This is a genomic window from Pantoea sp. USMM079 (assembly GCF_037153115.1).
Classification (GTDB): domain Bacteria; phylum Pseudomonadota; class Gammaproteobacteria; order Enterobacterales; family Enterobacteriaceae; genus Pantoea; species Pantoea communis.
On sequence record NZ_JBBCKX010000024.1, the window covers coordinates 20,647 to 34,394 of the forward strand.

Genomic DNA, 13,748 nt, shown 5'->3' on the forward strand with positions numbered 1-13,748 from the left:
TTTGATTACGCCCGATCCGCATAAAGAGGTAACGATGATCCAGCAAAAAACGAATCTGGTTGAGGTTCGTGGCGTCAGCTTCACTCGCGGAGACCGCGTCATCTTTGATGACATTTCGCTTACCGTGCCAGCGGGTAAAGTGACCGCTATTATGGGGCCATCCGGGATTGGAAAAACCACGCTGCTGCGCCTGATTGGTGGTCAGTTGCAACCGGATAAAGGGGAAATTTGGTTCCGTGACCAGAATATCCCAGCGCTTTCCCGCACTAAATTGTATGAAGTGCGAAAAAAAATGAGCATGTTGTTCCAGTCGGGTGCACTTTTTACCGATCTTAACGTCTTTGATAACGTTGCCTGGCCGTTGCGTGAGCACACACAATTACCGCCGGAATTGCTGCACAGCACGGTGATGATGAAGCTGGAAGCAGTCGGCCTGCGCGGTGCAGCCAAACTGATGCCGGCCGAGCTTTCTGGTGGCATGGCGCGCCGTGCCGCACTGGCGCGCGCGATTGCACTGGAGCCGGACCTGATCATGTTCGATGAGCCCTTTGTCGGCCAGGATCCGATTACCATGGGCGTGCTGGTGAAATTGATCGATGAATTGAACCACTCGTTAGGTGTGACCTGCATTGTGGTTTCACACGATGTGCCAGAGGTCTTGAGCATTGCTGACCATGCCTATATTGTTGCCGGTCAAAAGATTATTGCCCAGGGCAGTGCGCCGGAGTTGCGGGAAAATCCCGATCCGCGCGTGCGCCAGTTTATTGAGGGTCATGCGGACGGTCCAGTGCCATTCCGCTTCGCTGCCGGGGATTACCTCAGCGATCTGACTCGTGCAGGGAGAACGTAAACTGATGTTGCTAAAGGCGCTGGCGTCACTTGGACGTCAGGGAATTAATACTTGCGCGGCGTTTGGCCGTGCAGGCCTGATGCTGTTTCATGCGCTGGTGGGTAAACCCGCTTTCCGCCGCCACGCGCCACTGCTGGTAAAACAGCTGTACAGCGTGGGTGTGCTGTCGCTGCTGATCATTGTGGTCTCGGGTTTATTCATTGGTATGGTGCTGGGCCTGCAGGGTTATCTGGTGCTGACGACCTACAGCGCTGAAACCAGTCTCGGCATGCTGGTGGCCTTATCGCTGCTGCGCGAACTGGGTCCCGTGGTCACGGCATTGCTGTTTGCAGGACGCGCGGGTTCAGCCCTGACGGCAGAAATTGGTTTGATGAAAGCCACCGAACAGCTCTCCAGCATGGAAATGATGGCCGTTGATCCGCTGCGTCGCGTGGTTTCGCCGCGCTTCTGGGCAGGGTTTATCAGCATGCCGCTGCTAGCCTTGATCTTTACGGCAGTCGGTATTGCCGGTGGGGCGTTGGTGGGCGTGGGCTGGAAAGGCATCGATCCTGGCTTCTTCTGGTCAGCGATGCAAAATGCCGTGGATTTCCGCACCGATGTCATCAACTGCATCATTAAAAGCGCAGTCTTTGCCGTGACGGTAACCTGGATTGCGCTGTTCAATGGCTATGATGCCATCCCGACCTCGGAAGGGATTAGTCGGGCAACAACGCGTACCGTAGTGCATGCTTCACTGGCGGTACTCGGTTTGGACTTTGTGCTGACAGCACTGATGTTTGGGAATTGATGCAATGCAAAGCAAGAAAAACGAAATCTGGGTTGGCGTCTTCATGCTGGCAGCACTGTTGGCACTGTTATTCCTCAGCCTACGCGTGGCCGATCTCAAGTCACTTGGCACCGAACCGACATGGAAGCTGTATGCCACTTTCGATAATATTGGCGGCCTAAAAGTCAGCTCACCGGTGAAAATTGGTGGTGTGGTGATTGGTCGAGTAACGGATATTTCGCTGGATGATAAAACGCTGTCACCGCGTGTCACCATGGACATCAGCGATCAGTATGCTGACAAAATCCCGGACACCAGCTCGCTGGCCATTCGCACGCAAGGTCTGCTGGGTGAACAGTTCCTCGCACTGAATCTAGGCTTTGACGATCCAGAACTGGGTTCGGCAATGCTGAAAGATGGCGGCACGTTGCGTGACACCAAATCCGCGATGGTGCTGGAAGATTTGATCGGCCAGTTCCTCTATAAGAGCGGCGATAACAAAAACGATAATCAAAAGCAGGGCACCGAGAGTGCGCCTGCTCCGGCAGCACCTGCTACAACGGAATAGAGAGGTAAAACACGATGTTTAAACGTTTCCTGATGATTGCCATGCTGGCGATTGTGCCGCTGGCGGCCAATGCAGCGGATCAGAGCGATCCTTACAAACTGATGAATGAAGCGGCGGCGAAGACCTTCACCCGTTTGAAAAACGAGCAACCTAAAATCAAGCAGGATCCTAACTATCTGCGTGAGGTGGTGCGTCAGGAGTTGCTGCCGTATGTACAGATCAAGTACGCGGGTGCATTAGTGCTGGGCCGATACTATCGTGAAGCCACGCCCGCGCAACGCGACGCTTACTTTGCCGCATTTGGCGATTATCTGGCTCAGGCTTATGGCCAGGCGCTGGCGTTGTACCACGGCCAAACCTACCAGATTCAGCAACCGCAGCCGATTGGCGATGCTAACATCGTGGCGATTCGCGTGACTATTTTGGATCCGAACGGCCGTCCGCCTGTGCGCCTTGATTTCCAATGGCGCAAGAACAGCCAGACCGGCAACTGGCAGGCCTATGATATGGTGGCTGAAGGCATCAGCATGATCACTACCAAACAAAATGAGTGGAGTGATTTGCTGCGTACTAAGGGCATTGATGGTCTGACCGCGCAGTTGAAAACCTACGCAGCACAGCCTATCACTCTGGATAAACAGTAAGCATGAGCGAACCGTTACGCTGGCAGCGCAATGCCAGCACGCTATCTTTAAGCGGCATGTTGGATCGCGATACCCTGCTGTCATTGTGGCATGAACGTGAAACCGCCATGGTGGATATCGCGACCATTGATGTCGCGGCGCTGGAGCGCGTGGATTCAGCGGGGCTGGCTTTGTTAGTCCACCTGCGCGAGATCGTGCGGGCACAAGGTAGCACGCCACTTTTCACCGGTATCAACGACAAACTCCAGTCATTAATTGCGCTGTATAACCTGCAGCAGATTATTGTTTCTGCGGAAAAAATCGCCTGATAACGTTGTCATCGCCAAAAGCCCCTGATTTATTCAGGGGCTTTTGCGTATTTAAGAGTCAGGCGCTTTCCTCTAAGATATCCGCCTTATTATTATTAAGTGAAGCAAAGAGCGATGGAAAATAGTGAAGTTCAGGCCGTGCTGATGCAGGCGCTGCCATTAGATGAAGTACATGTTCTCAGCAACGACGGCAGTCATTTTCAGGTGATCGCGGTGGGTGAGATGTTTGGTGAACTGAGTCGTGTGAAAAAACAGCAGGCTGTTTATGCGCCGCTGATGGAATACATTGCGGATAACCGTATTCATGCGGTTTCCATCAAAACTTATACCCCAACCGAGTGGGCGCGCGACCGTAAACTCAACGGTTTCTAAGCGCCTCACAGGTTGTTTTGTTGATAGATAATTGAGAGCCGTTAATGGACAAATTTCGTGTGCAAGGCCCCACCCGTTTAAGTGGTGAAGTGACCATTTCCGGGGCGAAGAATGCTGCGCTGCCAATTCTGTTTGCTGCGCTGCTGGCAGAAGAGCCGGTTGAAATTCAGAACGTGCCGAAGCTGCGTGATATCGATACCACCATGAAGCTGCTGAATTTGCTGGGTGCGCGCGTTGAGCGTAATGGTTCGGTTCACGTTGATGCTCGCGAAGTTAACGTCTTCAGCGCACCGTATGATCTGGTGAAAACCATGCGTGCCTCGATTTGGGCACTGGGTCCGCTGGTGGCGCGTTTTGGTCAGGGTCAGGTTTCATTGCCAGGCGGCTGTGCTATTGGTGCACGTCCGGTTGATCTGCACATCACTGGCCTTGAGCAACTGGGTGCGGAAATTAAACTGGAAGAAGGTTACGTCAAAGCTTCCGTTAATGGCCGCCTGAAAGGCGCGCATATCGTCATGGACAAAGTCAGCGTTGGCGCGACCGTGACCATCATGAGTGCGGCAACGCTTGCCACTGGCACGACCATTATCGAAAACGCCGCGCGTGAGCCGGAAATTGTCGATACGGCAAACTTCCTCAACACGCTGGGCGCAAAAATCAGCGGTGCAGGCACAGATAAAATTACCATCGAAGGCGTAGAACGTCTGGGTGGCGGTGTGTATCGCGTTCTGCCGGATCGTATCGAAACCGGTACCTTCCTTGTCGCTGCTGCGATTTCCCGCGGTAAAGTGGTGTGCCATAAAGCCCAGCCCGATACGCTGGATGCTGTACTCGCAAAACTGCGTGATGCGGGTGCCGAGATTGAAACCGGTGAAGACTGGATCAGCCTCGATATGCACGGTAAGCGCCCTAAGGCGGTTAACGTCCGTACTGCACCACACCCAGGTTTCCCAACCGACATGCAGGCACAGTTCACCTTGCTGAACATGGTGGCGGAAGGCACAGGCGTGATCACCGAAACCATCTTCGAAAACCGTTTCATGCACATCCCTGAGCTGATTCGTATGGGCGGTCACGCAGAAATCGAAAGCAACACTGCGATTTGCCACGGTGTTGAGACGCTGTCAGGTGCACAAGTGATGGCAACCGACCTGCGCGCCTCTGCGAGCCTGGTACTGGCCGGTTGCATCGCGGAAGGCACCACCATTGTGGACCGTATTTATCATATCGACCGTGGCTATGAGCACATCGAAGATAAACTGAAGGCCATGGGTGCCAATATCGAGCGCGTCAGCGGCGAATAACGCTGACTCAACGTTTGATGATAACCAGTCACGATAACGTGGCTGGTTTTTTTATGTCCTGGATCTCAGATCTCCTGCCGAACCCTGGGGGATCGAATACGTTTTTTGCGATCCAGCAAGCGCGATGTAATGGGATCATAATAGCGAGTTGGCCAGATCTCGGCGGGATGTACACCGATCGCGTCAGCGATCAACCACTCTCCTTTGGGCCAGGGGCGGGAAAGTGCGTTGGAGAGTGTGGACGAGTTCAGCCCCGAATTGCGTGACAATTCAGCCATTGATGTGCCTTTTTTACGCAGTGCTGCAATCACATCTGCGGGATGCCAATCCTGTTTCCTTGCTTTCATAACGTCCTGCTCCTTGTCCATGTTATTGCGTTGTCTCTGCCGCAACGGGCGTATCCAATACAGAGATATTAGGAAAAAACAAAAACCTTATAGCAAATAATTTCCATAAGCTTCCAGTAATTGTTTTGGCCTCGCATTAAACTGAGCTCTCTTTCGCAAAAGCGATGCAAGGAATGTAATGGGCAGTCAGGTGAAGCGCTGGGAAGTAAAGCAGGGGGAGAATACGGGTGAGGCAGGAAAGAAAACGGGGCTATGCCGCCCCGTAATAGCAATCAGAAATCACGCTGCACTGACATGTGGGCCAATGCTTCGAGTGCACTACGCCACGGCGTTTCTGGCAGGGCCTGCAGAGCAGCAATGGCTTTATCCGCCTCTTCTTCAGCGCGTTTGCGCGTCCATTCCAGCGAGCCAGTTTGTTGCATGGCATCCAGTACCGGTTCCAGCAGATGGCGACCGTTGCCTTCTTCGATTGCTTTGCGGATCATCTGAGCTTGCTCTGGTGTACCGTTGTGCATGGCATGGAGCAGCGGCAGTGTCGGCTTGCCTTCGCTCAGGTCATCACCGGTATTTTTACCCAGGGTTTCGCCATCCGCACTGTAATCCAGCAAATCGTCAATTAACTGGAAAGCGGTACCCAGATAGCGACCATAATCCTGCAGCGCTTTTTCCTGCGCCGGCGTGGCTTCAGCCAGAATCGCGGAGGCTTGAGAAGCCGCTTCAAACAGGCGCGCGGTCTTACTGTAGATGACGCGCATGTAGCTCTCTTCCGTGATATCGGGATCGTTGCAGTTCATCAGCTGCAGCACTTCACCTTCCGCAATCACGTTCACTGCTTCAGACATCAGCGCGAGGATCTTTAAGGATCCCATGCTGGTCATCATCTGAAACGCGCGGGTGTAGATGAAGTCCCCCACCAGCACACTGGCAGCATTACCGAACGCGGCATTGGCAGTGGCTTTGCCACGGCGCATATCGGATTCATCCACCACATCATCGTGCAGCAGAGTCGCCGTGTGGATAAATTCGATCAGCGCCGCATTGGTGACATGTAGCGATCCCTGATAGTTCAGCGCACGTGCCGAGAGCACCGCGATCATGGGCCGGATACGTTTGCCTCCGCCGCTGATGATGTAGTAACCCAACTGATTAATCAGTGAGACATCTGAATTCAGCTGGTCGAGGATGGTCTGGTTGACGGCCGCCATGTCCTGCGCGGTTAATTCATTAATCTGTTCTAAGTTCATTCGTCTGTTCAGCTTTGACTCGTATTTTGCATGGTAAGCGCTTTTACCCAGCGTGAGTTCAGGTAATCTGTTACTGATTGTACTTGAAAAATCGGGCTGAGAAACGTTTGCATTCGTCCTGCGCTTTTTTTCTGCAAGAGAGTGCAAAGTGCACTTGTCTTCTGCTAGAGATTTGCGTAGAATTCGCGCCCTATTGTGAATATTTATCGCGCCGCCTGATGAATAGAAAGGCATGCGCAGAAGCGGAGTTTTATATGTACGCGGTTTTCCAAAGTGGTGGTAAACAACACCGAGTAAGCGAAGGTCAGACCGTTCGCTTGGAAAAGCTGGACATCGCAACCGGCGAAACCATTGAGTTCGACCAGGTTCTGATGATTGCAAATGGCGAAGACGTGCAAATCGGCGCGCCACTGGTATCAGGCGGTGTGATCAAGGCAGAAGTTGTTGCTCACGGTCGTGGCGAGAAAGTTAAGATTGTTAAGTTTCGTCGTCGTAAACACTACCGTAAGCAAGCTGGTCACCGTCAGTGGTTCACTGATGTGAAAATCACTGTGATCGGCGCGTAAGAGGAGATCTGACAAATGGCACATAAAAAGGCTGGTGGCTCGACTCGTAACGGTCGCGACTCCAATGCAAAACGTCTGGGTGTTAAGCGTTTCGGTGGTGAATCTGTTCTGGCAGGTAGCATCATCGTTCGTCAGCGTGGCACCAAATTCCACGCAGGTACCAATGTAGGTTGTGGTCGTGACCACACCCTGTTTGCTACCGCAGACGGTAAAGTACAATTCGAAGTTAAAGGTCCTAACAACCGTAAGTACATCAGCATCGTTGCTGAGTAAGGTTGTTGTGACGCGGACGGTTAACGTCTGAACACACGAATTGAAGGCCCCGCAGCTTTGCGGGGCTTTTTACATTCTGCCGCAGGTTGCGGGATTCCCTCTGACCAAAACGCGCAGTTTGCTGTACAATTTATGTACTCCTGGCTTTGCCAGTCTTGTATTATCCGCCGCCGGTCAGCGCAGAAGACCCTGGCGGACCCGTTTGCTGTGCTTTAGTCGCCGCGAACGATAGCGTGACGGAGAAATAAAATGAAGTTTGTAGATGAAGCGACGATCCTTGCGGTCGCAGGCGATGGCGGTAATGGTTGCGTCAGCTTCCGCCGCGAAAAATACATTCCACGCGGTGGCCCGGACGGCGGCGACGGCGGTGACGGCGGTGACGTTTACCTGCTGGCGGATGAAAACCTGAATACCCTGATCGACTATCGCTTCGAGAAATCTTTCCGCGCCGAACGTGGTCAAAATGGCCAGAGCCGTGATTGCACCGGTAAACGCGGCAAAGACATCATTATCAAGGTGCCTGTCGGTACCCGCGTGATTGACCAGGGTACTGGCGAAACGCTGGGTGACATGACGCGCCACGAGCAGAAGCTGATGGTCGCCAAAGGCGGCTGGCACGGCTTGGGTAATACGCGTTTTAAATCCTCGGTTAACCGTTCCCCACGTCAGAAGACCATGGGTACGCCGGGCGAGAAGCGTGACCTGCAACTGGAACTGATGCTGCTGGCTGATGTCGGTATGCTTGGTCTGCCGAATGCCGGTAAATCGACTTTTATTCGTTCCGTGTCTGCGGCTAAACCAAAAGTGGCGGATTATCCGTTTACCACTCTGGTGCCAAGCCTTGGTGTAGTGCGCATGGACAACGAAAAGAGCTTCGTCGTCGCCGATATCCCTGGCCTGATTGAAGGCGCAGCGGATGGTGCCGGTCTGGGGATTCGCTTCCTGAAGCACCTTGAGCGTTGCCGTGTACTGTTGCACCTGATCGACCTTGCGCCGATCGATGAATCCGATCCGGTCGAAAACGCCCGCATCATCCTGGGTGAGCTGGAAAAATACAGCGAGAAGCTGTTCCAGAAGCCACGCTGGCTGGTGTTTAACAAATGTGACCTGCTGGACCGTGAAGAAGCGGAAAGCCGCGCTAAAGCGGTTGTGGAAGCTTTGGGCTGGGAAGACAAATACTACCTGATTTCTGCGGCCAGCCATGACGGCGTGAAAGATCTCTGCTGGGACGTGATGACCTTCATCATCGAGAACCCGAAAGAAGCGGAAGAAGAAGCGAAAGAGCCGGAGAAAGTGGCCTTCATGTGGGATGATTATCACCGCGAAGCCATGGAAACCGCTCAGGAAGTGGAAGAAGACGACGATTGGGATGACGACTGGGACGAGGAAGACGACGAAGGCGTCGAAATCATTTACCAGCGTTAATCGCAAAACAGAAAGCGGCCAATTGGCCGCTTTTTTTATGGCTGCTGAGTGCCATTTTCATCTCCCGATGAAAGGGCATCGTGTGCAGCAATCCGGCGCGATGATTCTTCCCCCTGGAATAAGGAGGTGAGGGCCGTCGCGGAAAATTACCCCAGCACCGCCACCGTCAATCGCGATGTGCAGCACAGTTGATCGCGTCCATTGCGAATCTCAATTTCCCAGCTCTGGTTGCGTGCGCCAAGGTGCAAAGGACGGCAGATGCCGCGCACTTCACCGCTGCTCACCGCGCGATGGTGGCTGGCACTGACCTCAATCCCCACCACACTTTTTCCCTCTTCCACACTCAGATAACCGGCAATCGATCCCATCGATTCCGCCAGCACCACTGACGCACCGCCGTGCAGCAGGCCAAACGGCTGCTGCGTGCGGGTATCCACTGGCATAGTTGCCTCAAGGTAATCGTCGCCAATCACCGTGAACACGATGCCGACGTGCGACACCAGCGAGTTATCCCCCAGGGTATTTAAGGTTGCCAGATCAACCGATCGTTTCCAGATTGCCATATCAGGATCCCAGCGTTGCGCCACCGTCGACCACAATATCCTGCAGCACCACGTGGCTGGCAAGATCCGAGGCCAGGAACAGGACGTTGTTCACGATCTCTTGCGGTTTCGCGATCTTACGCAGTGGGATCCCCAACTTGTACTGATCCGGGAAGCCGTTGATCATCTCCTGCTCTGCTTCCGGCGTATGCCACAGGCTTCGTTGCATATCGGTATCGGTTGAACCCGGTGAAACGATGTTGCAGCGCACGCCAAACGGTGCCATTTCCAGACCGACGGTGAGGCACAGGCTACGTAGTGCGGCTTTGGAAGCGCCATAAGCGGACATGCCGAGACGTGGCGCGTGAGCCGCGTTAGAAGCGATGGTAACAATCGCCCCCGCGCGCTGCTGGCGGAATACCGGCAGCGTTTGCTGGAACATATTGAAGGCGCCACCGGCGTTCACCGCCAGACACGCCTGCCAGTCTTCGAATGCGAGTGCTTCGGTACTGCCGACGCGCAAGATCCCGGCGCCGTTGACCAGCACATCCAGACGAGGCTGCTCAGCCAGCAGACGCTGGCACACGGCTTTCACCTCCGCCGCATTCGCTACATCCAGAACCTGAGTGGCAAACGGGTAGTCGGGCTGCTCAAAACGCAGATCGAAGCCGATCACCTGTGCGCCGGCCTGATGGAATGCCAGCGCCGTGTGGTAACCAATGCCTTTACCCGCGCCGGTTACCCAGACGATTTTTCCGTTAAAGTCGAAAGAGGCACTCATTTGGCAGGCGTCCGTGACAGTAGTGCCCACCAGCCATCAATGCTCGGATTTTTTGCCAGGCTAACGAAATCGATGTCGTTGTGCACCTGGCGCCAGCGCGCCGCCAGCGCCATCACGCGTACGGAATCCAGGCCGTAGTCGATCAGGTTTTCATCATCTTCTGGCACATCGTCATCTTCCAGCAGCGGCAGAATCAGCGCACGCAGATCGTCTTTGCTCAGCGGCAGCGGCATCAGATCGGCGGTCATCACCACTTTGCCGCTGCGGCCAGCGGTGTAGGTCAGTGCCATCATGTGCTCTTCACGGCTGAAGTCGGCCAGCGCATCCGCCACCATAAACGGCTGGATGTTACGCATAAAGGCGTCAGTGGCGGTGGTCAGGCAGCCGATGTGGGCGTAAACGCCGGTAATGATCAGCTGATCGCGGCCCATCTCCTGCAGGATCGATTCCAGCGGCGAGCGGACAAAGGCGCTGTAACGCCATTTGGTTAACACCTGATCGTCCTGATCTGGCGCCAGTGCATCTACGATCTTCTGTTGATCCGGATGCTTATTCAGGCCTGGTCCCCACATGTCGTTGAGCAGTGCGCGATCGGCATCGCTCTGCTCGTTGGGCTGCGCGGTGTAGAACACCGGAATACCATGCGCTTTGCAGTAGGCGCGCAGGCGGGCAATGTTCTCCACAACCCGATCGATCAGCGGACTGTTCTCGCCCCAGAAATTCAGGAAATAAGCCTGCATATCATGGATCAGCAGGGCAGCACGCTGTGGCTCAACGGTCCATTTCACCTTGTTGGTCGGCAGTTCAGTGGCGGCAGGCAGCGCGTAAGAATTCAGTTTTGGAATAGCCATTACAATCTCCGGAATAGGTTCAGGCTTGCGCTTGTTGGTCAGCAAGCTGTTGGCGTAAACGTTTTTTATCCACCTTGCCAACCGGGGTCAGTGGCAGGGCATCTACGCAGGTAATACGATCGGGTAATTTAAACTCGGCGACACCGAGATCGCGCAGATGACGGCGCAGCGCCACCGCTTTGATCGGCTGGCTGGCAACAATAAAGGCGCAGCTTTTTTCACCCATCAGTTCATCAGTCATCGACACCAGCGCGGCATGAATCACATCCGGATGGCGCTGCAGCAAATTCTCGATCTCTTCTGCGGCGATCTTCTCGCCGCCACGGTTGATCTGATCCTTCTCGCGGCCCTGCACGGTGATGTAACCCTGCGGATTGATCTCAATCAGATCGCCGGAGCAGTAAAAGCCGTTAGCATCAAAGCTGGCGGCATTGTGCTCGGGGCTTTTGTAATAGCCACGGAAGGTGTACGGACCGCGTGTCATGAGGCGACCCACTGTGCCGTGCGGCAGCGCATTGCCGTGTTCATCTGCCACCCAGACTTCGTCATCTTCAGAAATCGGTCGGCCCTGAGTGGTCAGCACGGTTTTCTCGTCATCGCCGAAGCGGGTGTAGTTCACCAGACCTTCGGCCATGCCAAACACCTGCTGTAGCTGGCAGCCAATTTCGCTCTGAATGCGTGCCGCCAGGGTTTCGCCGAGCTTCGCGCCGCCGACCTGAATGCGCTGCAGCGTAGCCAGCTGCTTGTTGCTACCCCATTCCTGAATCGCCTGCAGCCACAGGCTCACTGCGGGTGGCACCAGACCGGTATCGGTGACCTGGTGCTTCTCAATCAGCGGGAAGCACAGCGTAGCGCTGGGATCTGCGGCGAGGATCACCTGGCCCCCGGCATAAAACACACCAAGTGAACCCGGTGAGCTCATAGCGAAGTTATGCGGTGCGGGCAGGGCGATCAGATAACGCGTGTCAGCCGTGACTTCACAGATCTCATCGCTGGCGCGAATACTGTAGTAGTAATCGTTGTGCGTGCGCGGAATCAATTTTGGTGTCCCGGTGCTGCCACCGGAGAGCTGGAAAAACGCCACTTCATCGGCAGCAGTTGGCGTTGGCTGGTAATCGCCCGCCGCTTCCGCCATCAAAGCTTCGAGGGTGTTTTCTTTATCACCGTCATTGCGCAGGATGATCTGCTGCAGTGACGGTTGAGCGGCACAAAGCGCACCAATAAAGGTGTCATCGCCAAACAGCGCGTGACAGCGATCGGCAATTAGCAGTTTAGGCTCAATCTGCGCGGCATAGGCGGTCAGCTCGGTGCGCTGATGGCTATACAGCGCGAAGACGGATGCTACGCCCAGTTTAAACAGCGCAAAGACCGTGACGTAAAACTCCGCCACGTTGCCTAGCTGCACTAACGCAGTATCACCCTGTTGCAGGCCACGGCGCTGCAGGGCTGCCGCGAGGTTATCGGTTAGCTGATTCAGCTCGCGATAGCTGATTTGACGATCGCCGTCGATGACCGCGATTGCATCATTCTCTTGATGACGCGCCAGGATATCGGTCATTGGCACATCGAGCCAATAGCCTTTTTCGCGATAGCGCGCAGCCAAATCTTCAGGCCAGCGGGTATAGGGAATGCTCATGCTCTTTCCTTTATTGCAGTCCAAAAGCGCGCAACATGGTATCCAGCTTCACGCCGGTTTCGCGCCATTCTGATTCAGGTTGGGAATCGGCAACGATGCCTGCGCCCGCAAACAGTCGCACGCGTGCACCGTGCACGGTGCCACAACGAATTGTCACCACCCATTCACCGTTTCCTTCACTGTCACACCATCCCACAATGCCGCCAAACAGCTGACGATCAAAAGGCTCTAGCTGCTGAATCAGCTGCTGAGCACGCTGGTGTGGGAAGCCGCTTAATGCGGGGGTCGGATGAAGCAGGCAGGCCAGCGACAAGGCGTTCTCACGATCATCCTGCACCTCACCATCGATTTGCGTCGCGAGGTGCCATAAGGTCGCGGTGGTGATCAATGACGGTACCGTCGGCACGGACAGCAGGCGACTGCGCGGTTGCAGCGTATCGCGCATCGCATCTGTGACCAACTGGTGTTCATGACGATCTTTGCTGGAGTCCATCAGCGTATTGCCCGCTGCCTGATCCTGTTGGCTATCGTGGTGATCACGACGTGCTGAGCCCGCCAGCGGGCACGAGCTAAAATCGCGGCCCTGCTTACGCAGCATCAGCTCCGGGCTGGCCCCCACCAGTGCACCGCCTTGTGGCAGCGGCAGATGGAAGTGATAGCTATTCGGATTCTGCGCAATGACGCGTTGCATCAGCGCCGCGGTATCCACTGGCTGCTCGGTGACAATATCCATCAGGCGCGACAGCACCACTTTATCGAGGTCACCACGTTGCGTTGCTGTCACCGCATCGGCCACCATTTGGGTAAAGACATCGTGATCCGGCACCGCCACGCGACGACGTACCTGCGGCAGCTCACTGGCAGCCGCAGGCAGCGCATTCTGTAGGTCGGCACGATGAAAAGTTTGATACGTTTCAGGAATAAACAGGGCCGCAGGCTGACTCACGTCAAACGGGATCGCACCCACCAGGATCGGATTCTCAATGCCTTGTTGTTTTGCCGCCGCAAAATGTTGATGCAGCTGAAGTTGAAAATCACCCTGCAATGATGCAGCGTCTGCCACAGAGGTGGTTATCGTGGTATAGCAGCCTTGAGTCGCGAGGCTTCGCCACGGCGAGGTAAAGAGGAACCCACGGCATAACGCAGAAAAATCCTCTAATAAGGCATTTTCAAACATGGATGATTCCACCATAATTTTCACCTATAAATGATAAGATTATTAAGAATGATTATCATTTTTATTATGGGCCTGTAACCTACGTCGATTGGAC

At 54.6% G+C, this 13,748-nt stretch carries 17 protein-coding genes; 10 read left to right on the plus strand and 7 right to left on the minus strand.

Annotated elements, in window-relative coordinates:
- Window positions 1–34: 34 nt before the first annotated feature.
- The 7 genes from mlaF to murA all read left to right on the plus strand — a co-directional run bounded on the left by mlaF (window position 35) and on the right by murA (window position 4,812).
- On the plus strand, window positions 35–850 hold the full coding sequence (mlaF, locus tag WFP70_RS21970; RefSeq protein ID WP_034826608.1) for a phospholipid ABC transporter ATP-binding protein MlaF: 816 nt from the start codon (window positions 35–37) through the stop codon (window positions 848–850).
- A gap of 4 nt (window positions 851–854) precedes the next feature.
- Window positions 855–1,637, plus strand: a complete 783-nt coding sequence (gene mlaE, locus WFP70_RS21975) for a lipid asymmetry maintenance ABC transporter permease subunit MlaE (RefSeq protein ID WP_034826606.1) — start codon at window positions 855–857, stop codon at window positions 1,635–1,637.
- A gap of 4 nt (window positions 1,638–1,641) precedes the next feature.
- Window positions 1,642–2,184, plus strand: a complete 543-nt coding sequence (gene mlaD / locus WFP70_RS21980) for an outer membrane lipid asymmetry maintenance protein MlaD (RefSeq protein ID WP_034826604.1) — start codon at window positions 1,642–1,644, stop codon at window positions 2,182–2,184.
- A gap of 14 nt (window positions 2,185–2,198) precedes the next feature.
- Window positions 2,199–2,828, plus strand: a complete 630-nt coding sequence (mlaC, locus tag WFP70_RS21985; protein ID WP_034826602.1) for a phospholipid-binding protein MlaC — start codon at window positions 2,199–2,201, stop codon at window positions 2,826–2,828.
- Between the two features lie 2 nt (window positions 2,829–2,830).
- The gene (mlaB, locus tag WFP70_RS21990) at window positions 2,831–3,136 is read left to right on the plus strand and encodes a lipid asymmetry maintenance protein MlaB (RefSeq protein WP_337024425.1); all 306 of its coding nucleotides are present in this window, start codon (window positions 2,831–2,833) and stop codon (window positions 3,134–3,136) included.
- A gap of 114 nt (window positions 3,137–3,250) precedes the next feature.
- Complete coding sequence (gene ibaG, locus WFP70_RS21995) at window positions 3,251–3,508, plus strand: BolA family iron metabolism protein IbaG (RefSeq protein WP_034826599.1); 258 nt, start codon at window positions 3,251–3,253, stop codon at window positions 3,506–3,508.
- A 44-nt stretch (window positions 3,509–3,552) separates the two neighbouring features.
- Complete coding sequence (gene murA, locus WFP70_RS22000; RefSeq protein WP_058962128.1) at window positions 3,553–4,812, plus strand: UDP-N-acetylglucosamine 1-carboxyvinyltransferase; 1,260 nt, start codon at window positions 3,553–3,555, stop codon at window positions 4,810–4,812.
- A 65-nt stretch (window positions 4,813–4,877) separates the two neighbouring features.
- On the opposite strand, the gene WFP70_RS22005 is transcribed toward murA, so the two are convergent.
- Both WFP70_RS22005 and ispB read right to left on the minus strand, forming a co-directional pair.
- Entirely contained in the window at window positions 4,878–5,159 is a 282-nt protein-coding gene (locus WFP70_RS22005; RefSeq protein WP_058962127.1) for a helix-turn-helix domain-containing protein, read from the minus strand.
- Window positions 5,160–5,431: 272 nt separating this feature from the next.
- The gene (gene ispB, locus WFP70_RS22010) at window positions 5,432–6,403 is read right to left on the minus strand and encodes an octaprenyl diphosphate synthase (protein WP_038649473.1); all 972 of its coding nucleotides are present in this window, start codon (window positions 6,401–6,403) and stop codon (window positions 5,432–5,434) included.
- 254 nt (window positions 6,404–6,657) lie between these two features.
- Here ispB and rplU point away from each other — a divergent pair, with 254 nt between their 5' ends.
- From rplU to cgtA, 3 genes are all read left to right on the plus strand, one after another.
- A complete protein-coding gene (gene rplU, locus WFP70_RS22015) occupies window positions 6,658–6,969 on the plus strand; it encodes a 50S ribosomal protein L21 (RefSeq protein WP_034826596.1) in 312 nt (103 codons plus the stop codon).
- Window positions 6,970–6,984: 15 nt separating this feature from the next.
- Window positions 6,985–7,242: a 50S ribosomal protein L27 gene (gene rpmA, locus WFP70_RS22020; protein ID WP_003851093.1), complete on the plus strand. Its 258-nt coding sequence runs from the start codon at window positions 6,985–6,987 to the stop codon at window positions 7,240–7,242.
- Window positions 7,243–7,491: 249 nt separating this feature from the next.
- Complete coding sequence (cgtA, locus tag WFP70_RS22025) at window positions 7,492–8,667, plus strand: Obg family GTPase CgtA (RefSeq protein WP_034826592.1); 1,176 nt, start codon at window positions 7,492–7,494, stop codon at window positions 8,665–8,667.
- Between the two features lie 146 nt (window positions 8,668–8,813).
- Here cgtA and WFP70_RS22030 read toward each other — a convergent pair whose 3' ends face one another.
- The 5 genes from WFP70_RS22030 to WFP70_RS22050 are packed head-to-tail and all read right to left on the minus strand — an operon-like array spanning window position 8,814 to window position 13,669.
- The gene (locus WFP70_RS22030; RefSeq protein WP_058962126.1) at window positions 8,814–9,230 is read right to left on the minus strand and encodes a hotdog fold thioesterase; all 417 of its coding nucleotides are present in this window, start codon (window positions 9,228–9,230) and stop codon (window positions 8,814–8,816) included.
- Between the two features lies 1 nt (window position 9,231).
- Window positions 9,232–9,990 carry a 2,3-dihydro-2,3-dihydroxybenzoate dehydrogenase gene (gene dhbA / locus WFP70_RS22035; RefSeq protein ID WP_182057551.1) on the minus strand — a complete coding sequence of 253 codons (759 nt, stop codon included), beginning with the start codon at window positions 9,988–9,990 and terminating at the stop codon, window positions 9,232–9,234.
- Window positions 9,987–10,841: an isochorismatase family protein gene (locus WFP70_RS22040; protein ID WP_337024426.1), complete on the minus strand. Its 855-nt coding sequence runs from the start codon at window positions 10,839–10,841 to the stop codon at window positions 9,987–9,989. Before WFP70_RS22040 ends, dhbA begins: the two co-directional genes overlap by 4 nt.
- 19 nt (window positions 10,842–10,860) lie before the next feature.
- On the minus strand, window positions 10,861–12,477 hold the full coding sequence (locus WFP70_RS22045) for a (2,3-dihydroxybenzoyl)adenylate synthase (protein WP_337024427.1): 1,617 nt from the start codon (window positions 12,475–12,477) through the stop codon (window positions 10,861–10,863).
- Window positions 12,478–12,487: 10 nt separating this feature from the next.
- Window positions 12,488–13,669 (minus strand): isochorismate synthase, encoded by a 1,182-nt coding sequence (locus tag WFP70_RS22050; protein ID WP_045833015.1) that lies wholly within the window; start codon window positions 13,667–13,669, stop codon window positions 12,488–12,490.
- Window positions 13,670–13,748 lie beyond the last annotated feature (79 nt).